Annotated in this window: 25 protein-coding genes and 1 pseudogene; 19 read left to right on the plus strand and 7 right to left on the minus strand. The window is 70.2% G+C overall.

Annotated elements, in window-relative coordinates; genetic code table 11:
• Positions 1-81: 81 nt before the first annotated feature.
• The 11 genes and pseudogenes from ACFJIT_RS04875 (at position 82) to truD (ending at position 10,577) form a co-directional block, all read left to right on the plus strand.
• A complete protein-coding gene (locus ACFJIT_RS04875; RefSeq protein ID WP_379655205.1) occupies positions 82-1,110 on the plus strand; it encodes a glucokinase in 1,029 nt (342 codons plus the stop codon).
• Between the two features lie 30 nt (positions 1,111-1,140).
• Entirely contained in the window at positions 1,141-2,142 is a 1,002-nt protein-coding gene (locus tag ACFJIT_RS04880) for a N(4)-(beta-N-acetylglucosaminyl)-L-asparaginase (RefSeq protein WP_130522877.1), read from the plus strand.
• Between the two features lie 5 nt (positions 2,143-2,147).
• Positions 2,148-2,888 (plus strand): copper homeostasis protein CutC, encoded by a 741-nt coding sequence (locus ACFJIT_RS04885; RefSeq protein WP_379655206.1) that lies wholly within the window; start codon positions 2,148-2,150, stop codon positions 2,886-2,888.
• A 114-nt stretch (positions 2,889-3,002) separates the two neighbouring features.
• Complete coding sequence (locus ACFJIT_RS04890; RefSeq protein ID WP_165424262.1) at positions 3,003-3,254, plus strand: hypothetical protein; 252 nt, start codon at positions 3,003-3,005, stop codon at positions 3,252-3,254.
• Positions 3,255-3,408: 154 nt separating this feature from the next.
• Complete coding sequence (locus tag ACFJIT_RS04895) at positions 3,409-5,067, plus strand: CTP synthase (protein ID WP_130533394.1); 1,659 nt, start codon at positions 3,409-3,411, stop codon at positions 5,065-5,067.
• Positions 5,068-5,182: 115 nt separating this feature from the next.
• Entirely contained in the window at positions 5,183-6,022 is an 840-nt protein-coding gene (kdsA, locus tag ACFJIT_RS04900; protein WP_130531667.1) for a 3-deoxy-8-phosphooctulonate synthase, read from the plus strand.
• Positions 6,023-6,307: 285 nt separating this feature from the next.
• Positions 6,308-7,612: a phosphopyruvate hydratase gene (gene eno, locus ACFJIT_RS04905; protein WP_130521393.1), complete on the plus strand. Its 1,305-nt coding sequence runs from the start codon at positions 6,308-6,310 to the stop codon at positions 7,610-7,612.
• 51 nt (positions 7,613-7,663) lie between these two features.
• On the plus strand, positions 7,664-8,047 hold the full coding sequence (ftsB, locus tag ACFJIT_RS04910; protein ID WP_379655207.1) for a cell division protein FtsB: 384 nt from the start codon (positions 7,664-7,666) through the stop codon (positions 8,045-8,047).
• Positions 8,047-8,718 (plus strand): annotated as a pseudogene (gene ispD / locus ACFJIT_RS04915) (2-C-methyl-D-erythritol 4-phosphate cytidylyltransferase); the annotation flags it as partial. The gene ftsB and the pseudogene ispD, both read left to right, overlap by 1 nt.
• Before the next feature lie 150 nt (positions 8,719-8,868).
• Positions 8,869-9,345: a 2-C-methyl-D-erythritol 2,4-cyclodiphosphate synthase gene (gene ispF / locus ACFJIT_RS04920; protein ID WP_379655718.1), complete on the plus strand. Its 477-nt coding sequence runs from the start codon at positions 8,869-8,871 to the stop codon at positions 9,343-9,345.
• Positions 9,346-9,485: 140 nt separating this feature from the next.
• Positions 9,486-10,577: a tRNA pseudouridine(13) synthase TruD gene (gene truD / locus ACFJIT_RS04925; protein WP_379655208.1), complete on the plus strand. Its 1,092-nt coding sequence runs from the start codon at positions 9,486-9,488 to the stop codon at positions 10,575-10,577.
• A gap of 21 nt (positions 10,578-10,598) precedes the next feature.
• On the opposite strand, the gene ACFJIT_RS04930 is transcribed toward truD, so the two are convergent.
• Entirely contained in the window at positions 10,599-11,285 is a 687-nt protein-coding gene (locus ACFJIT_RS04930; protein WP_379655209.1) for a glutathione S-transferase family protein, read from the minus strand.
• Positions 11,286-11,526: 241 nt separating this feature from the next.
• Positions 11,527-12,060, minus strand: a complete 534-nt coding sequence (locus ACFJIT_RS04935; protein ID WP_130521402.1) for a Smr/MutS family protein — start codon at positions 12,058-12,060, stop codon at positions 11,527-11,529.
• A gap of 90 nt (positions 12,061-12,150) precedes the next feature.
• Here ACFJIT_RS04935 and surE point away from each other — a divergent pair, with 90 nt between their 5' ends.
• Genes surE through ACFJIT_RS04955 form a run of 4 tightly spaced genes read left to right on the plus strand, consistent with a single transcriptional unit; the run spans position 12,151 to position 15,033 of the window.
• A complete protein-coding gene (gene surE, locus ACFJIT_RS04940) occupies positions 12,151-12,930 on the plus strand; it encodes a 5'/3'-nucleotidase SurE (RefSeq protein WP_379655210.1) in 780 nt (259 codons plus the stop codon).
• Entirely contained in the window at positions 12,927-13,610 is a 684-nt protein-coding gene (locus ACFJIT_RS04945) for a protein-L-isoaspartate(D-aspartate) O-methyltransferase (RefSeq protein ID WP_379655211.1), read from the plus strand. The genes surE and ACFJIT_RS04945 overlap by 4 nt, the downstream gene beginning before the upstream one ends.
• A complete protein-coding gene (locus ACFJIT_RS04950) occupies positions 13,610-14,224 on the plus strand; it encodes a YqaA family protein (protein ID WP_379655212.1) in 615 nt (204 codons plus the stop codon). The genes ACFJIT_RS04945 and ACFJIT_RS04950 overlap by 1 nt, the downstream gene beginning before the upstream one ends.
• An 8-nt stretch (positions 14,225-14,232) precedes the next feature.
• Complete coding sequence (locus tag ACFJIT_RS04955; RefSeq protein WP_130533388.1) at positions 14,233-15,033, plus strand: peptidoglycan DD-metalloendopeptidase family protein; 801 nt, start codon at positions 14,233-14,235, stop codon at positions 15,031-15,033.
• A gap of 288 nt (positions 15,034-15,321) precedes the next feature.
• Here ACFJIT_RS04955 and ACFJIT_RS04960 read toward each other — a convergent pair whose 3' ends face one another.
• The gene (locus tag ACFJIT_RS04960; protein WP_130521411.1) at positions 15,322-15,696 is read right to left on the minus strand and encodes an Mth938-like domain-containing protein; all 375 of its coding nucleotides are present in this window, start codon (positions 15,694-15,696) and stop codon (positions 15,322-15,324) included.
• A 61-nt stretch (positions 15,697-15,757) separates the two neighbouring features.
• A complete protein-coding gene (gene yhbY / locus ACFJIT_RS04965; RefSeq protein ID WP_130521413.1) occupies positions 15,758-16,063 on the minus strand; it encodes a ribosome assembly RNA-binding protein YhbY in 306 nt (101 codons plus the stop codon).
• 100 nt (positions 16,064-16,163) lie between these two features.
• Between yhbY and rlmE the strand changes: the two genes are divergently transcribed.
• The 4 genes from rlmE to folP all read left to right on the plus strand — a co-directional run bounded on the left by rlmE (position 16,164) and on the right by folP (position 20,014).
• The gene (gene rlmE, locus ACFJIT_RS04970; RefSeq protein WP_130521466.1) at positions 16,164-16,796 is read left to right on the plus strand and encodes a 23S rRNA (uridine(2552)-2'-O)-methyltransferase RlmE; all 633 of its coding nucleotides are present in this window, start codon (positions 16,164-16,166) and stop codon (positions 16,794-16,796) included.
• A 72-nt stretch (positions 16,797-16,868) separates the two neighbouring features.
• Complete coding sequence (gene ftsH / locus ACFJIT_RS04975) at positions 16,869-18,806, plus strand: ATP-dependent zinc metalloprotease FtsH (protein ID WP_165394525.1); 1,938 nt, start codon at positions 16,869-16,871, stop codon at positions 18,804-18,806.
• Between the two features lie 82 nt (positions 18,807-18,888).
• Entirely contained in the window at positions 18,889-19,074 is a 186-nt protein-coding gene (locus ACFJIT_RS04980) for a hypothetical protein (RefSeq protein ID WP_130521417.1), read from the plus strand.
• A gap of 40 nt (positions 19,075-19,114) precedes the next feature.
• Positions 19,115-20,014 (plus strand): dihydropteroate synthase, encoded by a 900-nt coding sequence (folP, locus tag ACFJIT_RS04985; protein WP_379655213.1) that lies wholly within the window; start codon positions 19,115-19,117, stop codon positions 20,012-20,014.
• A gap of 629 nt (positions 20,015-20,643) precedes the next feature.
• Here folP and ACFJIT_RS04990 read toward each other — a convergent pair.
• From ACFJIT_RS04990 to ACFJIT_RS05000, 3 genes are all read right to left on the minus strand, one after another.
• The gene (locus ACFJIT_RS04990; RefSeq protein ID WP_379655214.1) at positions 20,644-21,156 is read right to left on the minus strand and encodes a gluconokinase; all 513 of its coding nucleotides are present in this window, start codon (positions 21,154-21,156) and stop codon (positions 20,644-20,646) included.
• Between the two features lie 137 nt (positions 21,157-21,293).
• Positions 21,294-23,033 carry a glucose-6-phosphate dehydrogenase gene (zwf, locus tag ACFJIT_RS04995; protein WP_379655215.1) on the minus strand — a complete coding sequence of 580 codons (1,740 nt, stop codon included), beginning with the start codon at positions 23,031-23,033 and terminating at the stop codon, positions 21,294-21,296.
• Positions 23,030-24,829, minus strand: coding sequence for a glycoside hydrolase family 15 protein (locus tag ACFJIT_RS05000; protein ID WP_379655216.1), 1,800 nt, complete (start codon positions 24,827-24,829; stop codon positions 23,030-23,032). Before ACFJIT_RS05000 ends, zwf begins: the two co-directional genes overlap by 4 nt.
• Positions 24,830-24,850: the final 21 nt, after the last annotated feature.

The following is a 24,850-nucleotide window of genomic DNA, read 5'->3' on the forward strand; positions in this document are numbered from 1 at the left end:
AGGCGTGGGCGGGCCGCGCTTGCCGATACAATCGCCCGCCAGCGGGTGCGACGCGCGCCATCGGTGAGGAGATTGTCAGTGGTGCAAGTCGCCGCCCGTGAGACAGCGGGCGCCCCCGGCCAGGCCGGAATCCAACAGCTGATCGCCGCCGACGTCGGCGGCACCTACGCCCGTCTGGGCCTGGTCGAGCTTGCGCCCGGGCACGCGCCGCGGCTGCGGCTGCACCGGCGCTATGCCGGCGCCGATTTCCCCAGTCTGGCCGCCGTGCTGCTGCGCTTCGCCGACGAACTGCGTGCCGCCGGCGAAGCCTGCCCGACAGCCGCCGTGGTCGCCATCGCCGGGCTGCTGCAGGGCGATACGCTGCTCAACGCCAACCTGCCCTGGCCGGTGTCGCTGGCCGACACCCGGCGCCAGGCCGGCCTGCAGCGGCTGCACCTGATCAACGACTTCCAGGCCCTGGCCTGGGCCTTGCCGCACGTGGCCCTCGACCAGATCCGGCCGCTGACCGGCGAGCCGGCCACCGGCGTGCAGTTTCCCGCGCTGCTGCTGGGGCCCGGCACCGGGCTGGGCGCGGCGCTGGCGATGCAGGGCCCGCAGGGCTTTGTCGTCTGGCCCAGCGAGGCCGGGCATGCCGCGCTGGCCGCGACCACGGACCTGGAGCTGGACGTGGTGCGCGTGCTGCAGCGCCGGTTCGGCCACGTGGACAACGAGCGCGCGCTGTCCGGTACCGGTTTGCTGCACCTCTACACCGCCCTGTGCGAACTGCGCGGCGCCACGCCGGCGTTCGCCACGCCCGCCGAGCTGGTGGCCGCGGCCGAGGACCGGCGCGACGCGCTGGCGGTCGAGTGCCTGGACCTGTTCTGCCAGTGGCTGGGCAGCCTGGCCGGGGACCTGGCGATCACCTTCTGCGCGCGCTCGGTCTATCTGGCCGGCGGACTGGCCGGCCATCTGGGCCGACACCTGGAGGCCGGCGGCTTCATGCGCCGCTTCCACGACAAGGGCGTGCTGTCCAGCGCGCTGCGGCAGGTGCCGGTGGCGTGCATCGCGCACGGACAACTGGGCATCATCGGTGCCGCCGCCTGGTGCGCGGCCCAGCCCGACCTCTTCTGACCCCCACCGACCCCACGACGGAGCCCTGCCATGTCCACCCGCCGCACCTTCCTGCAGTCCTCGCTTCTGGTTGCCGGCGCGGCGGCGCTGCCGCGCGGCCTGGCCCAGACCGGCGCCAGCGGCGCCAAAGTGGTGTCGACCTGGGACTTCGGCGTGCCGGCCAACCAGGCCGCCTGGGCGGTGCTGGGCAAGGGCGGCAGCGCGATCGACGCGGTCGAGGCCGGCGCGCGCTGGGCCGAGACCGGGCAGTGCAATTCCACGGTCGGGCGCTGCGGCTATCCCGACCGCGACGGCCACGTGACCCTGGACGCCAGCATCATGAAGGGCGACGGCAGCTGCGGCTCGGTCGCGGCGATCGAAGGCATCGACCATCCCATCTCGGTGGCGCGCCTGGTCATGGAAAAGACCCCGCACGTGATGCTGGTTGGCGCCGGCGCGCAGCAGTTCGCGGTCGAGCAGGGCTTCACCGTGCGCGACCTGCGTACGCCCGAGGCCGAGAAGGCCTGGAAGGAATGGCTCAAGACCTCCAAGTACGCGCCGGAGATCAACGTCGAACGCCGCGGCCTGCCCGGCAACAAGGAAAATCACGACACCATCGGCATGCTGGCCATCGACGCCAGCGGCAAGCTGGCCGGTGCCTGCACCACCAGCGGCATGGCCTGGAAGATGCGCGGCCGGGTCGGCGACAGCCCGATCATCGGCGCCGGCCTGTACGTGGACAACGACGTCGGCGGCGCCACCGCCTCGGGCGTGGGCGAGGAGATGATCCGCAACGCCGCCAGCTTCCTGGTGGTCGAACTGATGCGCCAGGGGCGCAGCCCGGCCGAGGCCTGCCGCGAAGCCATCGAGCGGGTGGTCGCCAAGCGCCCGGAGGCCAGCAAGACGCTGCAGGTGTGCTTCCTGGCGCTGAACAAGCACGGCGAGGTCGGCGCGTTCGCGCTGCACAAGGGCTTCGTCTACGCGGTCTGCGATGCGGCCAAGCAGGACGCGCTGCTGCCGTCGCCGTCGATCTACAGCACCGAGCAGACCTGAGCGGCATGGCGCAGCGGGTGAAGCTGGAGATCGCGGCCAACGCGCTGGAATCGGCCCTGGCCGCCCAGGCCGGCGGCGCGGACCGGGTCGAACTGTGCGAGAACCTGGGCGAGGGCGGCTGCACGCCGTCCTACGGCACCCTGGCGCTGGCGCGCGAGCGGCTGTCGATTCCGCTGTATGTGCTGGTCCGCCCGCGCGGCGGCGATTTCGTCTATTCGCCGGCCGAGTGGGAAGCGATGCGTCGCGATGTCGCCCTGTGCGTGCGCCTGGGCTGCGACGGCGTGGTGATCGGCGCGCTGACCGCCGGGGGCGAGATCGATGCGGAGGTCTGCGCCTCCCTGGTCGCCGCGGCCGGGCCGCTGGGCGTGACCTTCCACCGCGCCTTCGACAGCGTGCGCGACCCGCAGCGCGCCCTGGAGCAGATCATCGCCCTGGGCTGCGAGCGGGTGCTGACCTCGGGCCAGGCCGCCGGCGCCCCGCAGGGCGCGGCGGCCATCGCCGCCGCCCGCGCGCAGGCGGCCGGGCGGCTGTCGGTGATGGCCGGCGCCGGCCTGACCGTGGACAACGTGGCCGAGCTGGTGCGCCGCACCGGGGTGGGTGAGGTCCACGCCTCGGCCAAGGCCTTCCAGGCCGGGCAGGGACATAGCGATCTGCCCGGGCTCGAGGGCGGCTACTGGCGCACCGACGCCGATCAGGTGCGCGCGCTGCGCGCGCGCCTGGACGAAATCGCCGCAAACCAGGCCTAGCCGGCCGTCCGCCGCATTCAGGCCCGGCTGAACAAGCCCGGCGTAGCCTTGTCGCGTCGTCCAGCTGCGCCTTCGCGCGGCGACGCACCTTGAAGGAACCTCACAGGAGGCCCCATGAAAACCCGCACCGTCCTGTTGCTCGCCGGCGCCGTCGCCGCGCTGTCCTCCGCCGCCGTGGCGCTGGCCCAGTCCGCCGCGCCCCAGGTCGAAGGCAAGGCCAGCGCCGCGGCCAAGCCCGAGGACACCCGCAGCGAGGCCGAGAAGCGCGCCGCGCGCCGTGCCGCCAACGAGGCCCGCATGAAGGGCCAGGACCAGCACGCCCCGGCCCAGAGCGAAGAAGAGGAAGAGGAAGCCCGCAAGCGCTGATCCTTCCCCTTCCGCCGTCCGCCCGCGCCCCGCTCGTCGGGGCGCGGGCGTTTTGCAACCGCGCACGCGGATCGGAAAGGCCTTTTTCGCTCGCGAGGTTTGGCCGTCCGGTTCGGTGCCGGTAGACTATGGCTTTCCTGGAGCCCTCAGATCCATGACTCCCCTGATTTTCGTGACCGGCGGCGTGGTGTCCTCGCTTGGCAAGGGCATCGCTGCCGCCTCGCTCGCGTCCATTCTCGAAGCGCGTGGCCTGAAGGTCACGATGATGAAGCTGGACCCCTACATCAACGTCGACCCGGGCACGATGAGCCCGTTCCAGCACGGTGAGGTCTACGTCACCGACGACGGCGCCGAGACCGACCTGGACCTGGGCCACTACGAGCGCTTCGTGCGCACGCGCCTGAGCCGCAAGAACTCGGTCACCACCGGGCGCATCTACGAGAACGTCATCCGCAAGGAGCGCCGCGGCGACTACCTGGGCGCGACCGTGCAGGTCATCCCGCACATCACCGACGAGATCAAGCGCAGCATCGACGAGGCCGTGGCCGGCTTCGACGTGGGCCTGATCGAGATCGGCGGCACGGTGGGCGACATCGAGTCGCTGCCGTTCCTAGAGGCCATCCGCCAGATCCGCACCGAGCGCGGCCAGGAGAAGGCCGTCTTCATGCACCTGACCCTGGTGCCCTACATCGCCGCCGCCGGCGAGCTGAAGACCAAGCCGACCCAGCACTCTGTCAAGGAGCTGCGCTCGATCGGCATCCAGCCCGACGTGCTGCTGTGCCGCTCCGAGCAGGAGATCCCGGACGGCGAGCGCCGCAAGATCGCGCTGTTCACCAACGTCTCCGAGCGCGCGGTGATCAGCCTGCGCGACGTCGATGTGCTCTACAAGATCCCGCTGGGGCTGAAGGAGCAGGGGCTGGACCAGTTCGTGGTCGACCGCCTGAAGCTGCCGGCCAAGCAGGAGGCCGACCTGCGCGAGTGGGAGGCCGCGGTCGATGCGACGGTCAATCCGTTGGACGAGGTCACCATCGCGGTGGTCGGCAAGTACGTGGACCACAAGGACGCCTACAAGTCGGTCGGCGAGGCGCTCAAGCACGGCGGCCTGCGCCAGCGCACGCGCGTGAACCTCAAGTGGCTCGAATCGCAGGACATCGAGGCCGGCACCGCCGACCTGGACGGCGTGGACGGCATCCTGGTGCCGGGCGGCTTCGGCGATCGTGGCTTCGAGGGCAAGGTGCTGACCGCGCAGTACGCGCGCGAACACGGCGTGCCGTATTTCGGCATCTGCTACGGCATGCAGGCGGCGGTGGTGGACTACGCGCGCCATGTCTGCGGCCTGGCCGGCGCCAACAGCACCGAGAACGACAAGCAGTCCCCGCATCCGGTGATCGGCCTGATCACCGAGTGGCGCACCGCCTCGGGCGATGTGGAAAAGCGCGACGAGCGCTCCGACCTGGGCGGCACCATGCGCCTGGGGCTGCAGGAGCAGCGACTCAAGCCCGGCACGCTCGCCCGCGAGTTGTACGGCAGCGACGTGGTCGCCGAGCGTCATCGCCACCGCTACGAGTTCAACAACCGCTATCGCACCCAGCTCGAGGACGCTGGCCTGGTGATCAGCGCCAAGTCGATGGACGACACGCTGGTGGAAATGGTCGAGCTGCCGCGCGACAAGCACCCGTGGTACCTGGCCTGCCAGGCGCACCCGGAGTTCCTGTCCACTCCGCGCGATGGCCATCCGCTGTTCGTCGGCTTCATCCGCGCCGCGCGCGAGCGCAAGGCCGGCGGCAAGCTGCTCAAAGAAGCCAGGGCGTGAAGGCAAGAAGTGAGCGCGGAGCAGTGAGGAGTGAGCCAAGGCCGTCGCCTTGCTCGCTTCCGCCTCTCGCTCACGTCTCGCACCTCTGCGCTCACTCCTCCCAACGAGGCACCCAATGAAACTCTGTGGATTCGAGGTTGGCCTGGACCAGCCGCTGTTCCTGATCGCCGGCCCCTGCGTGATCGAGTCGATGCAGCTGCAGCTGGACGTGGCCGGCAAGCTGAAGGAGATCACCGGCAAGCTGGGGATGAACTTCATCTTCAAGTCCAGCTTCGACAAGGCCAACCGCACCTCGGGCACGTCCTTCCGCGGCCCCGGTCTGGAAGAGGGCCTCAAGGTGCTCGAGGCCGTGAAGCGGCAGATCGGCGTGCCGGTGCTGACCGACGTGCACGAGTACACGCCGATGAACGAGGTCGCCGCGGTCGTCGACGTGCTGCAGACCCCGGCCTTCCTGGTGCGCCAGACCGACTTCATCCGCAACGTCTGCGCCGCCGGCCGTCCGGTGAACATCAAGAAGGGCCAGTTCCTCTCGCCCTGGGACATGAAGCCGGTGGTGGAGAAGGCCAAGTCGACCGGCAACCAGGACATCCTGGTGTGCGAGCGCGGCGCGTCCTTCGGCTACAACAACCTGGTCAGCGACATGCGCTCGCTGTCGGTGATGCGCGATACCGGCTGTCCGGTGGTGTTCGATGCGACCCATTCGGTGCAGCTGCCGGGCGGGCAGGGCACCAGTTCGGGCGGCCAGCGCGAGTTCGTGCCGGTGCTAGCGCGCGCGGCAGTGGCCGTGGGCGTGTCCGGCCTGTTCGCCGAGACTCATCCCGACCCGGCCCACGCGCTGTCCGACGGCCCCAACGCCTGGCCGCTGGACAAGATGGAAGCGCTGCTGGAGACCCTGCTGGCGCTGGATTCGATCACCAAGAAGAACGGCTTCCTGGAAGACGGCGTCAAGGCCTGATGCCGCCCGGTGCGCCCCCGTCGCGCGAGTTCGCCGGCCTGAGCCGCCTGGCCTGCGGCGCGCGTGCCGCCGCCGTCACCCGCCACCGCAGCGTCAGTCGAACGCTCGCCGCCGAGGCGCGTCGGCCGATCCACCGCCGCGCGGCGGCAGCTTCTACAATCGCCCCTAGCTCGAACGCGCGCGTCGCCGCCTGGCCGACGTGCGTGGCCATGCCGGGTCTGCGGCCCTAGGCCCCAGGCCACTCCCCTCGTCCCTCATCCGATCGATAGAGCCCAACCAGATCCCATGACCAACATCGCCAAGATCCACGCCCGCGAAATCCTCGACTCCCGTGGCAACCCCACGCTGGAGGCGGAAGTCACGCTCACCGATGGTTCCTTTGGCCGTGCGGCCGTGCCCTCCGGCGCCTCGACCGGCGCCAGGGAGGCGGTGGAACTGCGCGATGGCGACAAGACCCGCTACCTGGGCAAGGGCGTGCGCAAGGCGGTCGAGCACGTCAACACCGCCATCGCCAATGCGCTGACCGGCTTCGATGCGGTCGACCAGGAAGGCCTGGACCGCCGCCTGATCGATCTGGACGGTACCGAGAACAAGGGCCGCCTGGGCGCCAACGCGCTGTTGGGCGTGTCGCTGGCCAACGCCCATGCCGTGGCCGCCTCCGAAGGCAAGCCGCTGTGGCGCTACCTGGCCGACACCAGCGAGCATCCGGCCGACTGGCAGCCGACCCTGCCGCTGCCGATGATGAACATCATCAACGGCGGCGCCCATGCCGACAACAACGTGGACTTCCAGGAGTTCATGGTCCTGCCCGTCGGCTTCGCCTCGTTCTCCGAGTCGCTGCGCGCCGGCACCGAGATCTTCCACGCCCTCAAGAGCGTGCTCAAGGGCCACGGCCTGAGCACCGCGGTGGGCGACGAGGGCGGCTTCGCCCCGGACTTCCGCAGCAACGTCGAGGCGCTGGACACCATCCTGGAGGCCATCGGCAAGGCCGGCTACACGGCTGGCGAGGACATCCTGCTGGGTCTGGACGTGGCCTCCAGCGAGTTCCACGACAACGGCAAGTACAACCTGGTGGGCGAGAACAAGCGCCTGACTTCCGAGCAGTTCGTCGATTTCCTCGCCGACTGGGTCGCCCAATACCCGATCATCACCATCGAGGACGGCATGGCCGAGGACGACTGGACCGGCTGGAAGCAGCTGACCGAGCGCCTGGGCAAGACGGTCCAACTGGTCGGCGACGATCTGTTCGTCACCAATCCGAAGATCTTCAAGGAAGGCATCGAGTCGCACACGGCCAACGCCATCCTGATCAAGGTCAACCAGATCGGCACGCTGACCGAGACGCTGGAAGCCATCGCCATGGCCCACCACGCCGGCTATGCGGCGATCGTCTCGCACCGCTCGGGCGAGACCGAGGACACCACCATCGCCGACATCGCCGTGGCCACCACCGCCACGCAGATCAAGACCGGCTCGCTGTCCCGCTCGGACCGCGTGGCCAAGTACAACCAGCTGCTGCGCATCGAAGAGGCGCTGGGTTCGGCCGCGCGCTACGCCGGTCGCAACGCGTTCGTGTCGCTCAAGCGCTGAGGGTGCGCGTGATGGGCCGGCGCCGCTTCCACCCCGTCCGCGGGGGCTGACATGGCCAAGTGGCGCTGGCTGCTGCTGGTGCTGGTGGGACTGCTGGCCTTCCTGCAGTATCACCTGTGGTTCGGGCGCGGCAGTTCGGGCGAGGTGATCGCCATGAAGGCGCAGGTGGCCAGCCAGACCCGCGAGAACGAGGGCCTGCGCGAGCGCAACGCGGCGCTGGCCGCCGAGGTCGAGGATCTCAAGTCCGGCGAGGCCGCGGTCGAGGAACGCGCGCGCAGCGAGCTGGGCATGATCAAGCCTGGCGAGAAGTTCTACCGCGTGGTCGACACCGCGCCGGCGCAGGGCGATACGTTGCCCGCGCCGCCGTCGGCGCCTGCCGCCAGCGAGCCGGCGCCGATCTCCGAAGAAGACGCCGTGCAGGCAGAGGGCAATTGATGCGTGGGATCTGGGTGGTGATTCCCGCGGCCGGCCGCGGCACGCGCTTCGGCGGCGAAGTGCCCAAGCAGTATCTGGAAGTCGGCGGGCAGTCGGTGCTGGCCTGGACCCTGGCCGCGCTGCTGGGCCATCCGCTGGTCGAGGGTGCGGTGGTGGCCGTGTCGGCCGATGACCCATGGTGGCCGGGCTGGACCGCCTTCGGCGGCAAGCCGGTGCTGGCCTGCGTCGGCGGCGGCACGCGCGCGGCCTCGGTGCTGGCCGCGCTGCAGGCGCTGCCTGAACACGTGCGCGCCGACGACTTCGTGCTGGTCCACGACGCGGCAAGGCCCAATCTGGCCGATGCCGATCTGGAGCGGCTGATCGAACGCGGTCGCGAGGACCCGGTCGGCGCGCTGCTGGCCGCGCCGGTGCGCGATACGCTCAAGCGCGCGGGCGATGACGGTGGCGTGGACGCCACCGAGCCGCGCGAGCGCCTGTGGCGCGCGCTGACCCCGCAGATGTTCCGCCGCCTGCAGCTGACCCGCGCCCTGGACGAGGCCGCTGGCGCCGGCATCGAGGTCACCGACGAATCGATGGCCATGGAGCGCCAGGGCCTGCGCCCGCTGCTGGTCGAGGGCAACGACACCAACTTCAAGATCACCACGCCGGGGGATCTGGACCGGTTCGCCTACATCGTGGGAGCCGGGACGGGAGACCGGGGACCGGTGACCCGGGAGGAGCGGGTGCAGATGCCACAGCAACAGCAACAGCAGGATCATCGAACGGAGCAGGCTTCTGCTTCCCCCGGTCCCCGGTCCCCGGTCCCCGGTCCCGCCTTCCCCATCCGCATCGGCCAGGGCTTCGACGTCCACGCCTTCGCGCCCGATGGCGATCACGTGATGCTGGGCGGCGTGCGCGTGGAGCACAGTCGCGGCGTGCTCGCGCACAGCGATGGCGATGTGGTGATCCATGCGCTGTGCGACGCCATCCTCGGCGCGCTGGCGCTGGGCGACATCGGCCGCCACTTCCCGCCGACCGATCCGCGCTGGGAAGGCGCCGACAGCACGCAGTTCCTCGAGCACTGCGCCGGCCTGGCGCGCGCGCGCGGCTGGCAGGTGGGCAACGCCGATGTGACCGTGATGTGCGAGCGGCCCAAGGTCGGCCCGCACGCGCTGGCCATGTGCACGCATCTGGCGCAGGTGCTGGGCGTGGCCGCCGACGCGGTCAGCGTCAAGGCCACCACGACCGAGAAGCTGGGCTTCACCGGGCGCGGCGAAGGCATCGCCGCGCAGGCCGTGGTGCTGCTGGTGCAGTCCTAATTCGACCGACGGGTTGTAGAGCCGAGCTTGCTCGGCTGAAGCTTTCCCGGGAAGGCCTCAGCCGAGCAAGCTCGGCTCTACGGAATCGGGCGAGCGAGCCCCAGCCGAGCAAGCTCGGCGCTACGAGAATGCAAGGCCCCATGACCGAGACATCTTCGCTTCCCCTTGCCTTCGGGCCGCCGGTGCTGGAGGCGGTCTTCCGCACCCAGCCGGAGGATTTCCAGGTCGACGAATGCGACGCCTTCGCGCCGCACGGCGAGGGCGAGCACCTGCTGCTGACGCTGCGCAAGCGCGGCCTCAACACGGCCGAGGTGGCGCGCACGCTGGCGCGCTGGGCCGGCATCGGCGAGGTTGGCATCGGCTACGCCGGGCTGAAGGACCGCCACGCCGTCACCACCCAGCGCTTCAGCGTGCACCTGCCCAAGCGCGTGGCGCCCGATCTGGCCACGCTGGCCACGCCCAACCTGGAGGTCGTCGCCTCGGCCTGGCACAACCGCAAGCTGCCGCGCGGCGCGCTGGAGGGCAATCGCTTCACGCTGGTGCTGCGCCAGGTGCGCGGCGAGCGCGAGGCGATCGAGCAACGCCTGGGCGAGATCGCCGCGCGTGGGCTGCCCAACTGGTTCGGCGAGCAGCGCTTCGGCCGTGGCGGCGGCAATGTCGCCCAGGCCTTGGAAATGTTCGGGCATGCCCGCTCCTCGCCCGAATTCGCCGCTGCCGGCGCGCGCGCTGCGAGGAGGCCCATCAGGCGCGAGCAGCGCTCGCTGCTGCTGTCGGCGGCGCGCTCGGAGCTGTTCAACCGCGTGCTGACCGCGCGTGTGCTCGATGGCAGCTGGGAGCGCGGCCTGGACGGCGAGGTCTGGATGCTGGCCGGCAGCCGCAGCGTGTTCGGGCCGGAGCCGTGGAGCGCGGTGCTGGCCGAGCGCCTGGCGGCGTTCGACATCCATCCCAGCGGCCCGCTGTGGGGCGAGGGCGCGCCGCGCGTGGAAGGCGCCTGCGCCGCGCTGGAGGCGCAGGCGCTCGGCGAAGGCGACGGCCCCGCGCTGCGCGCCGGCCTGGAGGACGCGCGCCTGAAGCAGGAGCGCCGCGCTCTGCGCCAACGCGCCGATGCGCTGCAGTGGCGTTGGCACGACGCCGACACGCTCGAACTGCGCTTCGCCCTGGCGCCCGGCAGCTACGCCACCGCGCTGCTGCACGAGCTGGGCGCCGTGCGCGAGGCGAACCGCATCGTCTGAGCGAAGCGGCCGTGCGGCGCATCACGCGTCGCCCGGCGGTCCCGGGCTGGCCTGCGCATCGGCCTGCTGCGCCTGCAGGAAGACCTCCGCCTGCGCCTGGAAGGCGCGCTGGAACGCCGGCCGCGCGATGCCGCGCGCCAGGTAGTCGAGCAGGTTGGGATGTTCCTCCAGCAACGTCGAGCCCTGCAGTCGCAGCAGCACGCTGAGCATCAGCAGATCGCCGGCGCTGAACTCGCCGTCGAGCCACGGGCTTTGGCCAAGATGGAGGGACAGCTCGCCCAGGCGCTGGCGCACGCGCTTGTCCAGCGTCTCCAGACGTTCGGCGAACCACGGCGTCTGCCGCTCCAGGACCACGCACAGCGCGCGCTCGAACACCGGCGGCTCGATCGTGTTGAGCGCAGCGAACATCCACGACACCGCGCGCAGCCTGGCGTCGGGAGCCTCGGGCAGCAGGCCGGGATGGGTCTGGGCGATGTGCAGCACGATCGCGCCGGATTCGAACAGCACCAGCCCGTCCTGTTCATAGGTGGGGATCTGGCCGAAGGGATGGCGCGCCCGGTGGGCCGGCTGCTGCATGGCCTCGAAGGACAGCAGGCGCACCGCGTAGGGCTGGCCGACTTCCTCCAGCGCCCAGCGCACGCGCATGTCGCGGGCCAGGCCGCGCCCGCGGTCGGGCGAGCGTTCGAAGGCGGTGATCGTCGGAAGCATGGGAAATCCTCGATGTGAAGTGGCTGGCGCCCCCATCGGTCGTTCCCGCCAAAGCGCGGACCCGGCGACTCGTGCGTGGCAAGTCGAAGACCGCGGGTTTCTGCCTTCGCGGGCACGACGCGCTTCGCTTTGCCGCTTTGGGGTGGGGCGATTCCTCGCGGCGTCGGTCTGTGTTGCCGGTCCATCCCGCACGACGTGCGGGCGGGCGGCAGATCGACACGTCAGGCTTGCGTTTGGCGCTTCAGCGCGCCGCCAGCAGCACCAGCACCGCGCCGGTGCCGCCCTGCGCGGGCGGCGCGGAGTGGAAGGCCAGCACGTCGCTGCGCTGGCGCAGCACGCGGTCCACCACGTTCTTCAGCACCGGGATCTCCGCGTCCGAGCCCAGGCCCTTGCCGTGGATGATGCGCACGCAGGCGCTGCCGCTGCGCTGGGCGTTGCGCAGGAACAGGCGCAGCGCCGTCTCGGCCTGGCCGGCGGTGGCGCCATGCAGATCCAGCTCGTCCTGGACGGAGAACTGGCCGCGCTTGAGCCGGTTGAACACGGTCACCGGCAGCGCCTCGACGCGATGCGCCAGCACATCGCCCGCGCCGATGGGCATGGCCTCCAGCGCCTGGCGGAATTCGCTCATCGCCGCGCGCTCGTCGGCCTGGGCCATGCGCGCGGCCGGGCGTGGGCGCGGCCCGCGCGGCGGCGTCGGCGCGTCGTCCAGGCGCCGCACCGGGCCGATGGCCGTGCGGAACAGGTCGCTGTCGTCGTCGTCGCGCGCGTCGCTCATGCAGGCAGGGTACGTGGCCGGGCGCGTCGCGCAAGGGCGAAGCGCGCGGATCGATCCGGTATCATCCGATGCGCATCAAGAAGGAACCCCATGCGCGTATTGGTCTCAAACGACGACGGTGTCGACGCCCCCGGAATCCGCATTCTCGCCGAGGGCCTGCGTGACGCCGGTCATGAAGTCTGGGTGGTGGCGCCCGATCGCGACCGTTCCGGCGCCAGCAACTCGCTGACGCTGGACCTGCCCATCCGCGTGCGCCAGCTGGACGCGCACACCATCCGTGTCAACGGCACGCCCACCGACTGCGTGCATCTGGCGCTGACCGGCATGCTGGACTTCGATCCGGACATCGTCGTGTCGGGTATCAACAACGCCGCCAACCTGGGCGACGATGTGATCTATTCGGGCACCGTGTCGGCGGCGATGGAAGGGCGCTTCCTCGGCCTACCGGCGGTCGCCGTCTCGCTGGTCACGCAGGATCATCAGGCTCGCCACTTCGAGACCGCCGCGCGCGCCGCGGTGGACATCGTGGCGCGGCTGGCGGCCGATCCGCTGCCGGCCAACACCATCCTCAACGTCAACGTGCCGGACCTGCCCTGGGAGCGCGTCCGCGGCTACGAGGTCACGCGCCTGGGCAACCGCCACCGCTCGGAGGCCTGCCTGCCGCAGAACGACCCGCGCGGCGGCACGGTCTACTGGATCGGCCCGGCCGGTCCGGAACAGGACGCCGGCGTAGGCACCGACTTCCACGCCGTGCGCAGCGGCGCCATCTCGATCACGCCGATCCACGTCGATCTGACCCGCTACCAGGCCCTGGAGACCGTGTCCGGCTGGGTCAGCGGGCTCAGCGCGGGCCTGGAGCCGGCGGCATGACCCCACGCCTGCGCGTGCCGGCGGCCGAGGCGGCCGGCTCCGGCATGACCTCGCAGCGCGTGCGCGACCGCCTGGTCCAGCGCCTGCGCGAGGGCGGCATCGTCGACGAGCGCGTGCTCAACGCGATCGGGACCGTGCCGCGCCACCTGTTCGTCGACGAGGCGTTGGCTACGCGCGCCTACGAGGACACCGCGCTGCCGATCGGCCACAGCCAGACCATCTCCCAGCCCTGGGTGGTGGCGCGCATGACCGAGCTGCTGCTGACCGGGCGTAGCCCCAGGACCGTGCTCGAAGTAGGCACCGGCTCGGGCTACCAGGCCGCGGTGCTGGCGGCGCTGGGGCTGGAGGTCTACACCGTCGAGCGCATCGGCGATCTGCTGCGCCTGGCGCGCAAGCGCCTGCGCCAGCTCGGCATGAACGTGCGCAGCAAGCACGACGATGGCCGCGTCGGCTGGCCCGAGCAGGGTCCCTTCGATGCCATCATCGTCACCGCCGCCGGCCCGGCGCTGGTGGACGCGCTGATCGATCAGCTCGCGCCCGGCGGCGTGCTGGTGGCCCCGGTGGGCGGCAGCGCCTCGCAGTCGCTGGTGCAGGTCACCCGCGATGCGGACGGCCAGCTGCGGCAGGCCACGCTGGCGCCGGTGATGTTCGTCCCCCTGCTGTCTGGAACCCTCGACTGATGCAGCTGTTCGGTCCGCTCTACGCCCGCGCCATCGCCTGGTCGCGGAACCGGCACGCGCCGCGGCTGCTGTTCGGCCTGAGCTTCATCGAGGCGATCTTCTTCCCGGTGCCGCCGGAAGTGATGCTGGCGCCGATGGCGCTGGCCCAGCCCAAGCGTGCGTTCTCCTTCGCCGGCGTCAGCCTGGGCGGCTCGCTGCTGGGCGCGCTGGTGGGCTACGCGCTGGGGCATTTCGCCTACGCGGCGGTGCAGCCGCTGATCGATGCGCTGGGCTGGCGCGCGGCGGTCGATGGCCAGGTCGCGCATCTGCGCGAACTGGTGGCGCAGTCGCCGTGGCGCGCGTTCTGGCTGCTGGTGCTGGCCGGGTTCACGCCGATCCCGCTGAAGATATTTACGTGGGCCTCAGGCATCGTCGGAGTGCCGCTGCTACCGTTCATTGCCAGCATGGTGGTCGGACGCGGCAAGCGCGTGTTCCTCATCGCCTTGGCATTGCGTCTGGGCGGGGCACGGGCCGAAGCGGCCCTGCGCCGCTGGATCGAACCGGTCGGCTGGATCGCCAGCGTGCTGCTGCTCGGTGTCTTGGCTTGGCTGGCGTGGAGGGCAAAGAACGGATGAGATTCGGCATGGACCTGGGGCTTGGCCCGACACGACGCGTGGCGCCGCTGGCGCTGCTGATGGGCACGGCGCTGGCGCTGGCCGCGTGCAGCAGCACCGTCACCCGCACCTCCGGCCCTGCTTCGCGCCCTGGCGTCGGCGGCGGGACCAGCGCGCCGCGCGCGGTCGTCTCCAAGCCGCAGTACGGCAAGAGCGTCACCGTGCAGCGCGGCCAGACGCTGTACCGCATCGCCACCGACAACGGCATCGCCCCGGCCGATCTGGCCGCGTGGAACGGCCTGTCCGCGCCTTACACCATCTATCCGGGCCAGTCGCTGCGGCTGTTCCCCTCCAATGGCGCGCGTCCGGGCACCACGGTGGCCACCGGGCGTCCCGCCACGTCCGCGCCCGCCGGTGCCACGCCCACGCCGGTCGCCGCGCCGCCGCCGGTCAAGAGCGATATCGCCTGGCGCTGGCCGGCCGATGGCCAGATCGTCGGGCGCTTCGTGCCCGGCGATGCCTCCAACCAGGGCGTGGACATCGCCGGCAACGCGGGCGATGCGGTGCGGGCCACCGCCGATGGCGTGGTCGTGTACTCCGGCGCCGGCCTGGTCGGTTACGGCGAGCTGATCATCGTCAAGCACTCCGAGGCCTGGCTGTCGGCCTATGGCCACAACCGCAAGCGCCTGGTCAACGAGGGGCAGCGGGTGAAGTCCGGCCAGCAGATCGCCGAAATGGGCCGCAGCGGCGCCTCGCGCGACATGCTGCACTTCGAGATCCGCTACAACGGCAAGCCGGTCGACCCGCTGGGCTATCTGCCGCCCAAATAGTCGCGCGGGACCACACCGGGGCAGTTGAGACTCTTTGCCGGTGAGGCTCCATGTCGGCCTGTCTCCTCAAACCTCGCGGCCTGCCTGTAGAGCGGAGCTTGCTCCGCTGCTCTTCGTTCGGTTCTTGGGGAAGGCCCCAGCGGAGCAAGCTCCGCTCTACAGACGGCTGCGCCCGGTCGGGTCGGGCGTGGTCGGCGACGTCCGCGCTCCGGCTCCGCACTGCGTCGGAAAGCCAAAAGAAAAGGCCGGCATTGCCGGCCTTCTTCATGTCCGCCACGGGAGCGCGCCTCAACCGCCGAGGATGAACCCGGCCGCCACGCGCCGGCCTTCGCCGGCCAGGATGTGGTAGGTGCGCGCCGCGGCGGCGTTGGCCATGACTTCCAGGCCGATGCCGCGGGTCAGGCACGCGGCCATGACCTCGGCCGAGGGGAAGATCTGCCGGCTGCCGGTGCCCAGCAGGACGATCTCCGGGTTCAGCGCCAGCAGCGGCTGCAGCGCGGCCACCTCCAGCGCGGCGGCGTCGGCCACCGGCCAATCGGTCTGCAGGGAGTCCGGGGTGAGGATGAAGCTGGCCCGCAGCACCTGGTCGTTGACCGTGGCGCTGGCGCCGTCGGCCGCGCGCAGGCTGTAGGCGTAATCGGGACGTTCGTGGCTCAGTTGCATGGCGGCTCCCGTCTGGGCTGGGCGCGGGACCGGCGGGGAACCGCGCGCCGAAAGGGGGTCTTCAGGCCCGCGGCAGGACGATCGTGCGCTTGTCGCGGCTGGGGCGGTACAGCACGGCCACGTGGCCGATGCGCTGGACCAGGGCGGCGCCGGTGCGCTGGACGACGCTGTCGATCATCGCATCGCGCACCTCGCGGTCCGCGGCGGCGATCTTCACCTTGACCAGCTCGTGGCGCTCGAGCACCTCGTCCAGCTCGGCGTAGAACGCCTCGGTCAGCCCCTTTCCGCCGGTCTGCAGCAAGGCCTTCAGCCCATGCGCCTGCCCGCGCAGGAAACGGTTCTGGGCGGCGGTCAGGACAACGGACATGCAAGGCACTTGGGGGTGGTGGAGGGCGATCAGCGTATCATGGCCCCCTATTTTCCATCCCGATCACGCGAGCGTGCGCGCCGCGCAAACCGCCGTCCCCATGGCCAAACGCAGTCAAAGCAGCCAGCGCTGGCTCAAGGAACACTTCTCCGACCCCTACGTCAAAAAGGCGCAGGCCGAGGGGCTGCGTTCCCGCGCCGCCTACAAGCTGGAGGAGCTGATCGAACGCGACCGGCTGCTCAAGCCCGGCATGACCGTGGTCGACCTGGGCGCCGCGCCCGGCGGCTGGTCGCAGTACGTGCGCCAGGCCATGGGCGACAACGGCCGGGTCGTGGCGATGGACATCCTGGACATGCCCTCCCTGGCGGGGGTGGAGTTCCTTCACGGGGACTTCAGGGAGCAGGCCGTGTTATCCCAGCTGGAAGCCATGCTGGGCGGGGCGCAGGTCGACCTTGTGCTTTCCGACATGGCCCCCAATAAGAGCGGTGTGGATGCGGTGGACCAGCCGCGGGCGATGCATCTGGCGGAACTGGCGATGGATTTCGCCGACCACCATCTGCGCACCGGCGGGGCTTTCCTGATCAAGCTGTTCCAGGGCGTGGGCTTCGACGATTACATCCGCGACCTGCGCAAGCGGTATGACAAGGTCGTCATCCGCAAGCCGGACGCCTCGCGCAAGCGGTCGCCGGAAGTGTACGCACTGGGGCAGGGCAAGCGCGCCCAGCCCAAGTGAACCGGACGAGCGGGCCGGTCAGACAATTTCGCTTTAACGTGTAGTGCCAGAGGACCACCCAAGGCCATGAGGATGAACGACTTGACCAAGAATCTGCTGCTGTGGGTCGTAGTGGCGGTGGTGCTCATGGTGGTGTTCCAGAGCTTCTCCCCGCGCCCGGGCGCGGGGCCGGGCAGCAACCAGCTCACCTACACCCAGTTCGTCAACGACGTGAACAACGGGCAGATCAGCTCGGTGGAGTTCACCAACAAGGGCGACCAGAAGACCAACGCGATCAGCTACAAGCGCACCGACGGCACCCAGGGCCTGGTGTTCGGCCCGACCGACGAGAGCCTGGTCAACGTGCTGATCGCCAAGGGCGTGAACATTAGCCAGCAGGAGCCGGACAGCGGCATCTCGCTGGCCGCGATCCTGCTCAACTTCCTGCCGGTGCTGCTGATCATCGGCTTCTGGATCTTCATCATGCGCCAGATGCAGGGCGGTGGCGGCGGGGCCAAGGGCGCGATGTCCTTCGGCAAGTCGCGCGCCAAGCTGCAGGGCGAGGACCAGGTCAAGGTGACCTTCGCCGACGTCGCCGGTTGCGACGAGGCCAAGGAGGAAGTGGGCGAACTGGTCGAATTCCTGCGCGACCCGACCAAGTTCCAGAAAGTCGGCGGCAAGATCCCGCGCGGCGTGCTGATGGTCGGCCAGCCCGGCACCGGCAAGACGTTGCTGGCCAAGGCCATCGCCGGCGAGGCCAAGGTGCCGTTCTTCTCGATCTCCGGCTCTGACTTCGTGGAGATGTTCGTCGGCGTCGGCGCCAGCCGCGTGCGCGACATGTTCGAGCAGGCCAAGAAGCACGCCCCGTGCATCATCTTCATCGACGAGATCGACGCGGTCGGCCGCCATCGCGGCGCCGGCCTGGGCGGCGGTCACGACGAGCGCGAGCAGACCCTCAACCAGCTGCTGGTGGAGATGGACGGCTTCGAGGGCGGTGAGGGTGTGATCATCATCGCCGCGACCAACCGTCCCGACGTGCTGGATCCGGCGCTGCTGCGCCCGGGTCGCTTCGACCGCCAGGTCGTGGTCGGCCTGCCGGACGTCAAGGGCCGCGAGCAGATCCTCAAGGTCCACATGCGCAAGCTGCCGCTGGCCGACGATGTCGATGCGATGATCGTCGCGCGCGGTACGCCGGGCTTCTCCGGCGCGGACCTGGCCAACCTGTGCAACGAGGCGGCGCTGTTCGCCGCGCGCGGCAACGAGAAGGAGGTCCGGATGGACCACTTCGACCGCGCCCGCGACAAGATCCTGATGGGTGCCGAGCGCCGCTCGATGGCCATGAGCGAGGACGAGAAGACGCTGACCGCCTATCACGAGGCCGGCCACGCCATCGTCGGCCGCGTCGTGCCCGAGCACGACCCGGTCTACAAGGTCACCATCATTCCGCGCGGTCGCGCGCTGGGCGTGACCATGTACCTGCCCGAGGGCGACAAGTACAGCTACAACCGCACCGCGATCGAGTCGCAGCTGTGCTCGCTGTACGGCGGCCGCGTCGCCGAGGAACTGATCTTCGGCACCGACAAGGTCACCACCGGCGCATCCAACGACATCGAACGCGCGACCAAGATGGCCCGCAACATGGTCACCAAGTGGGGCCTGAGCGACGAGATGGGCCCGATCGCCTACGGCGAGGAGGAGGACGAGGTGTTCCTGGGCCGTTCGGTGACCCAGCACAAGAACGTCTCCGACGCCACGGCGCGCAAGATCGACGAGGTCGTGCGCGGGATCCTGGACAACGCCTACCAGCGCACCACCAAGATCCTGACCGACAACCTGGACAAGCTGCATACGATGGCCAAGCTGCTGCTGCAGTACGAGACCATCGATGCGCCGCAGATCGACGCGATCATGGAAGGCCGCGACCCGCCGCCGCCGGCCGGCTGGAGCAAGACCAACAACGACAATAACGACCGCGGTGGCGGCAGCAAGCGGCCCCTGCCGCCGATCGCCGGCCCCGCTGCGCAGACCTGAGGGCCTGGCGCAGAGGTCATCGAAAGGCCGGGATCAGTCCCGGCCTTTTGCTTTGTCACCACCGACCGATCAAGAGGGGCGCGTGCGTACGATCTTCGACAGCAGTGGATGGAGCCTGGGCGTCGGCATCGCGCTGGGCGTGGCGCTGGGGGCGGGCTTCGGCCTGGCCATGCACGACCTCGGCGTGGGCCTGGCGATCGGCATCGGCCTGGGCGCGGTGCTGGGCGTGTTCATGAGCAGCCAGAAGAAGAAGCGTCGCGGCGGCTGACGCGTATCATGCGCGCTCGCCCAGACTCGCCGCAGCGCCCATGTTCGACACCTCGCCTCAGCTGGACTGCAACGGCCGCGTGCTGCGCCTGGACCGGCCGCGGGTGATGGGCATCGTCAACGTCACGCCGGACTCGTTCTCCGACGGCGGCGCGCACGACACGCTGGAGGCGGCGGTGGCCCACGGCCTGAAGCTGGCCGAGGAGGGCGCGGACATCCTGGACATCGGCGGCGAATCCACGCGCCCCGGCGCGCAGGCCGTGCCGGTGGAGGAGGAGCTGCGTCGCGTGGTGCCGGTGATCGAGGCGCTGGTCGAGCGGACCACGCTGCCGATCAGCATCGACACCTTCAAGCCCGAGGTGATGCGCGCGGCGGTGGCCGCGGGCGCGGGCATGATCAACGACATCCGTGCGCTGCGCGCCGATGGTGCGCTCGAGGCCGCCGCGCAGCTGCGCGTGCCGGTCGTGCTGATGCACATGCTGGGCGAGCCGCAGTCGATGCAGGAGGCGCCGGAGTACGACGATGTGGTCGGACAGGTGCATCGCTTCCTGGCCGAGCGCATCTTCGCCGCCGAGATGAGCGGCATCGACCGGCGCCAGCTGATCGTCGATCCCGGCTTCGGCTTCGGCAAGACCACCGCGCACAACCTCGCGCTGCTGGCGCAGCTGCAGCGCTTCACCGAACTGGGCGTGCCGGTGCTGGCCGGCATGTCGCGCAAGCGCAGCATTGGCGAGCTGACCGGGCGCGAGGCGCCGGCGCAGCGCACGGCGGGTTCGGTGGCCGCGCACCTGATCGCCGTGCAGCGCGGCGCGATGCTGGTGCGCGTGCACGATGTGGCCGCCACGGTGGACGCGCTCAAGGTGTGGGCGGCCGTCGATGCGGTGCCGGCGGTGCGTCAGGACGCGCCGAAGAAGCCTGAGATTCGCTGGCCCGAGGATTGAGTGATCAGGGCGGGTGAGGGGGCTTTGGTTTCCCGGGAAGCGGTGACCGGCCTCGCGCGTCGCGCTTGAAAGTCGCTGGGTTCCCGCTTTCGCGGGAACGACGGTAGGAGGATTCGTGCGCAGGTTCGCTGTGGGCCTAACAGTCGTCATCCCCGCGAACGCGGGGATCCAGGGACTTTCGTCCAGGCCGCGCAGTGTCCATGGGTTCCCGCTTTCGCGGGAACGACGGTAGGGAGATTCGCGCGCAGGTTCGCTGTGAACCTAACAGTCGTCATCCCCGCGAACGCGGGGATCCAGGGACTTTCGTCCAGATCGCGCAATGTCCATGGGTTCCCGCGTCCGCGGGAACGACGATAGGGAGACTCGCGCGCGGGCTCGCCCTGCGAACCCAACAGTCGTCATCCCCGCGAACTCGGTGGCTCCAGGGGCTTTCGTCCAGGCCGCGCAACGTCCATGGGTTCCCGCTTCCGTGGGAACGACGATAGGAAGATTGCGCGCGGATTCGCGCTGTGAACCTAACAGTCGTCATCCCCGCGAATGCGGGGATCCAGGGACTTTCGTCCAGGTCGCGCAACGTCCATGGGTTCCCGCTTTCGCGGGAACGACGGTTGAGGCTTTGTGCGCGGCGGTTAGTTCAGCGCTTTCAGTTTGGCGAGTACGTCGTCCACGGTGTGCGCGACCACGGCGTCCGGTACCACGTGCAACGCGCGCTCGTCCGCGGCAGGGGGCTCGAGCGTGTCGAGCTGGCTGCCGAGCAGGCTGGCGGGCATGAAGTGCCCAGGCCGCTGGGCGATGCGCTGGTCGAGCTGCTGGCGCGCCACGTCCAGCCAGACGAACACCGCCTGCGCGTCGCCGTCGCGCAGCACGTCGCGATAGGCGCGCTTGAGGGCCGAGCAGGCCACCACCACGCCCACGCCCTGCGCCCGCTGCTCGGCGATCCAGGCGGCGACCCTACGCAGCCAGGGCGCGCGGTCGGCATCGGTGAGCGCGATGCCCTGGCGCATCTTGTCGATATTGGCCTGCGGATGCAGGTCGTCGGCGTCGAGCACTCGGTAGTCCAGCGCCAGGCCGAGCAGCCTGGACACGGTGGTCTTGCCGGAGGCGGAGACGCCCATCACGATGAGGGTCTTGGGGAGGGGCATGGTGGTGGAGTTCAAGCGGGGAATGCGCGGAGAGGCGTGAGGCGTGAGCAGAAGCGACTGCGAACAGCAGGTGTCGCCTGATTCAACTGATGCGCTGGCTTTCGCTCATTCCTCACGCCTTTCCACTCACGCCTGTCTCAACGACGCGGCGCGCGTTTCGCGGCCGCCTTGGCGGTCTTCTTCACGGCTTTGCGTCCGGCGGGTTTCGCCGGTGCCTTCTTCACCGCCGGCTTGGCGGTTTTCGCCGCCGGCGCGGAAGCGGCCTTGCCAACCTTGCCTGCGGGCTTGTCGGCCGCCTGCGTACGGGCGCGCTGTGGCGGACGCGTGCGCCCGGGCGTGAGCGCGCGCCAGGTGCGTCCGCCGTCCAGCGCCAGCAGCGCATCGGCGGCGGTCGGCCCTTCGCTGCCGGCGACGTAGTTCGGGAATTCGGTCGCCGGCTGCCGCGCCCAGGCGTCCAGCACCGGCTGCACGATGCGCCAGGCCGCATCGACCATCGTCGCGTCCTGGAACAGCGCCGCCTCGCCGCGCATGCAGTCGTGCAGCAGACGCTCATAGCCCACCGTGTTCTGCTGCGGGAACCAGTCGCGATAGCGGAAGTCCATCCGCACCGGCGCCAGCGCCACCGGATAGCCCGGCCGCTTGACGTCGAACTGCAGCGAGATGCCTTCGTCCGGCTGGATATGCAGGACCAGCCAGTCAGGACCATAGCCGCCGATGGCCGTATGCCGGAAAGGCGCCAGCGGCGCGGGCTTGAAGCGGATCGCCACTTCGGTGGTGCGCGTGCGCAGGCGCTTGCCGGTGCGCAGGTAGAACGGCACGCCGGCCCAGCGCCAGGTGTCGATGGCCAGCTTCATCGCCACATAGGTCTCGGTCTCGGAGGTATCCGAGGTGGTGTCTTCCTCGCGATAGCCCGGCACGTTGCTGCCGTTGACGCTGCCGGCGGCGTACTGGCCGCGCACCACGTCCTCAGGCGCCAGCGGACGCACGGCTTCGATGACCTCCGAGCGTCGGCGCAGCATCGCCTTGGGGGTGAAGTCGGACGGCGGCTCCATCGCCACCATCGCCAGCAGCTGGAACAGGTGGTTGGGCACCATGTCGCGCAGCGCGCCGGTGGGCTCGTAGAAGCTGCCGCGACCCTCCACGCCGATGGTCTCGGCCGCGGTGATCTGCACGTGGTCGATGCGGTCGCGGTTCCAGACCGGCTCGAACAGGCCGTTGGCGAAGCGGAAGGCCTGGATGTTCTGCACCGTCTCCTTGCCCAGGAAGTGGTCGATGCGGAAGACCTGGTCCTCCTCGAGCACGTCGGCGATCTGCGCATTGAGCGCGCGCGCGCTCTCCAGATCATGGCCGAAGGGCTTTTCGACGATCACCCGGCGCCACGGGCCGCCCTCTGTCTGCTTGACCAGCCCGGCGCGGCCCAGCTCGGTCACCGCCGTGCCGAAGAAGCGCGGCGCGGTGGCCAGGTAGAACAGCACATTGCCCTGCGTGTCGTGCTTGGGGTCGATCTCCTCCAGGCGCTTGCCCAGCAGGCGGTAGTCCTCGGCCGAGGTAAAATCGCCGCGCTGGTAGAACATGCGCTTTGAGAGCCAGCGCCAGGTGTCCTCATCGATGCTCTCGGCCTGGAACTCGCCGCCGCGCGAGGCCGCCTGCGCGCGCAGCGCATCGCCGATCTTGCGGCGCCACGCCGCCTCGCTGACATCGCCGTGGTCGAAGCCCAGGATGGCGAAGCGCTCGTCCAGCTGGCCGGCGCGCTTGAGGTTGTACAGCGCCGGCAGCACCAGGCGCTGGGCCAGGTCGCCGCGGGCGCCGAACAGCACCAGGATGCAGGGCGGGGCCAGGGCTTCGGCGGTGACGCCGGGAGAGGTGGTGTCGCTCATGCGTGGATCTCCGTGCTGGTGCGCTGGATGTCGTGGAGGTTGTTGAGGCGATAGGCGGCGTTGACCAGGGCCACGTGCGAATAGCCCTGCGGGAAGTTGCCGAGCATGCGCCGGCCGCGCGGGTCGTATTCCTCGGCCAGCAGGCCCACGTCGTTGCACAGCGCGAGCAAGGCGGTGTAACGCTCGAGCGCCTGGTCGGTGTGGCCGATGATCGCCAGCGCCTCGACCAGCCAGAAGCTGCAGGCCAGGAAGGTGCCTTCGCCGTCGGGCAGGCCGTCGCCGGCTTGCTCGGTGGCATAGCGCTGGACCAGGCCGTCGACGGTGAGGCGGTCGCGGATCGCCTCGACCGTGGCCACCAGCCGCGGATCGTCCGGCGGCAGGAAGCCGGTCAGCGGCATCAGCAGCAGCGCCGCGTCCAGCGCCTCGCCGCCGTAGCTCTGCACGAAGTAGCCATCCGGATGCAGGGCGTTGGCCAGGATGTCGGCGTGGACCTGCGTGGCCTGTTCGCGCCAGCGGGCGCGATCTTCCTCGCAATAACTGGCCTCGTTCTGCGCGGCCAGGTCGAAGGCGCGCCAGGCCATCAGCTTGGAATGGGTGAAGTGGCGACGGCCCGAGCGCACCTCCCAGATGCCCTCGTCCGGGTCGTGCCAGCGCTGCTCCAGCTCGACCAGGAAGGCGCGCTCCAGTTCGATGCCGGACTCGCCCGACTCCATGCCGCGCAGGCGCGCGGCCTCGAGCATGCCGATCAGCTCGCCATACACGTCCAGCTGGAACTGCTTGGCCGCCGCGTTGCCCAGGTTGACCGGGCGCGAGTCGCCATAGCCGGGCAGCCAGTCGGCCACCCACTCGGGCAGGCGCCGTTCGCCGCCCACGCCGTACAGCGCCTGCAGCTGGCCCGGGGTGCCGGCCACCGCGCGCTTGACCCAGTCGCGGAAGGCCGCGGCCTCCTCGCGATAGCCAGCGTTGGTCAGTGCCAGCAGGGTGAAGCTGCTGTCGCGCAGCCAGCAGTAGCGGTAGTCCCAGTTGCGCTCACCGCCCAGAGACTCGGGCAGCGAGGCGGTCGGCGCGGCCACGATGGCGCCGGTGGGCAGATAGCTCAGGCCCTTGAGCACGACCAGCGAGCGCTTGACCTGCGCGCTCCAGGGCCCGGCATCGGCGCAGCGCGAGGACCAGTCTTCCCAGAAGCTCAGCGTGGTCTGCAGCGCCTCTTCCACCTCCAGCGCCGGCGGCTGCTCCAGATGCGAGGCGCCGTGGCTGAGCACGAACCACGTGCGCTGGCCCGGTTCGAGCGTGAACTCGGCCGTGGAGACCATGTCGTGGCTGTCGATGGTCAGCGGCGTGCGCAGCAGCAGCTGGTCGGGGCCGGCGACCGCGCGCAGGCCGTCGTCCTGCTGGGTTACCCACGGCACGATCAGGCCATAGCCGAAGCGCATCACCAGCTCGGTGCGCATCGGCACCTTCCCGCGCAGCGCCTCCACCCGGCGCACCAGATGGTTATGCACCTCGCCGTTATGGCTGGCGACCATGAAGTCGGTGACCAGCACCTGCCCGCCGTCGGTCTCGAAGATCGTGTCCAGCACCAGGCTGCCGTCGCGATAGCTGCGCTGGCTGCGGGCGGACTCGTCGGCCGGGCAGAGCAGCCAGCGGCCGTGCTCGGGCGTGCCGAGCAGGGCGGCGAAGACGGCGTCGGAGTCGAACCGCGGCAGACAGAGCCAGTCGATCGAGCCGGCGCGGGTCACCAGGGCGGCGCTGCGGCAGTTGCCGAGCATGGCGTAGTCTTCGATGGGGGTCGACATCGGGCGGTTCCGGACTGAGCG

The organism is Pseudoxanthomonas sp. UC19_8 (assembly GCF_042700505.1).
In the GTDB taxonomy this organism is placed as follows: domain Bacteria; phylum Pseudomonadota; class Gammaproteobacteria; order Xanthomonadales; family Xanthomonadaceae; genus Pseudoxanthomonas_A; species Pseudoxanthomonas_A winnipegensis.

What these genes read in the sequence shown, in the direction of transcription:
- ACFJIT_RS04880 (WP_130522877.1), top strand. Translation starts at nt 1,141, where the DNA reads ATGTCCACCCGCCGCACCTTCCTGCAGTCCTCGCTTCTGGTTGCCGGC.
- ACFJIT_RS04885 (WP_379655206.1), top strand. Translation starts at nt 2,148, where the DNA reads ATGGCGCAGCGGGTGAAGCTGGAGATCGCGGCCAACGCGCTGGAATCG.
- ACFJIT_RS04890 (WP_165424262.1), top strand. Translation starts at nt 3,003, where the DNA reads ATGAAAACCCGCACCGTCCTGTTGCTCGCCGGCGCCGTCGCCGCGCTG.
- ACFJIT_RS04895 (WP_130533394.1), top strand. Translation starts at nt 3,409, where the DNA reads ATGACTCCCCTGATTTTCGTGACCGGCGGCGTGGTGTCCTCGCTTGGC.
- kdsA (WP_130531667.1), top strand. Translation starts at nt 5,183, where the DNA reads ATGAAACTCTGTGGATTCGAGGTTGGCCTGGACCAGCCGCTGTTCCTG.
- eno (WP_130521393.1), top strand. Translation starts at nt 6,308, where the DNA reads ATGACCAACATCGCCAAGATCCACGCCCGCGAAATCCTCGACTCCCGT.
- ftsB (WP_379655207.1), top strand. Translation starts at nt 7,664, where the DNA reads ATGGCCAAGTGGCGCTGGCTGCTGCTGGTGCTGGTGGGACTGCTGGCC.
- truD (WP_379655208.1), top strand. Translation starts at nt 9,486, where the DNA reads ATGACCGAGACATCTTCGCTTCCCCTTGCCTTCGGGCCGCCGGTGCTG.
- ACFJIT_RS04930 (WP_379655209.1), bottom strand. Translation starts at nt 11,285, where the DNA reads ATGCTTCCGACGATCACCGCCTTCGAACGCTCGCCCGACCGCGGGCGC.
- ACFJIT_RS04935 (WP_130521402.1), bottom strand. Translation starts at nt 12,060, where the DNA reads ATGAGCGACGCGCGCGACGACGACGACAGCGACCTGTTCCGCACGGCC.
- surE (WP_379655210.1), top strand. Translation starts at nt 12,151, where the DNA reads ATGCGCGTATTGGTCTCAAACGACGACGGTGTCGACGCCCCCGGAATC.
- ACFJIT_RS04945 (WP_379655211.1), top strand. Translation starts at nt 12,927, where the DNA reads ATGACCCCACGCCTGCGCGTGCCGGCGGCCGAGGCGGCCGGCTCCGGC.
- ACFJIT_RS04950 (WP_379655212.1), top strand. Translation starts at nt 13,610, where the DNA reads ATGCAGCTGTTCGGTCCGCTCTACGCCCGCGCCATCGCCTGGTCGCGG.
- ACFJIT_RS04955 (WP_130533388.1), top strand. Translation starts at nt 14,233, where the DNA reads ATGGACCTGGGGCTTGGCCCGACACGACGCGTGGCGCCGCTGGCGCTG.
- ACFJIT_RS04960 (WP_130521411.1), bottom strand. Translation starts at nt 15,696, where the DNA reads ATGCAACTGAGCCACGAACGTCCCGATTACGCCTACAGCCTGCGCGCG.
- yhbY (WP_130521413.1), bottom strand. Translation starts at nt 16,063, where the DNA reads ATGTCCGTTGTCCTGACCGCCGCCCAGAACCGTTTCCTGCGCGGGCAG.
- rlmE (WP_130521466.1), top strand. Translation starts at nt 16,164, where the DNA reads ATGGCCAAACGCAGTCAAAGCAGCCAGCGCTGGCTCAAGGAACACTTC.
- ftsH (WP_165394525.1), top strand. Translation starts at nt 16,869, where the DNA reads ATGAACGACTTGACCAAGAATCTGCTGCTGTGGGTCGTAGTGGCGGTG.
- folP (WP_379655213.1), top strand. Translation starts at nt 19,115, where the DNA reads ATGTTCGACACCTCGCCTCAGCTGGACTGCAACGGCCGCGTGCTGCGC.
- ACFJIT_RS04990 (WP_379655214.1), bottom strand. Translation starts at nt 21,156, where the DNA reads ATGCCCCTCCCCAAGACCCTCATCGTGATGGGCGTCTCCGCCTCCGGC.
- zwf (WP_379655215.1), bottom strand. Translation starts at nt 23,033, where the DNA reads ATGAGCGACACCACCTCTCCCGGCGTCACCGCCGAAGCCCTGGCCCCG.
- ACFJIT_RS05000 (WP_379655216.1), bottom strand. Translation starts at nt 24,829, where the DNA reads ATGTCGACCCCCATCGAAGACTACGCCATGCTCGGCAACTGCCGCAGC.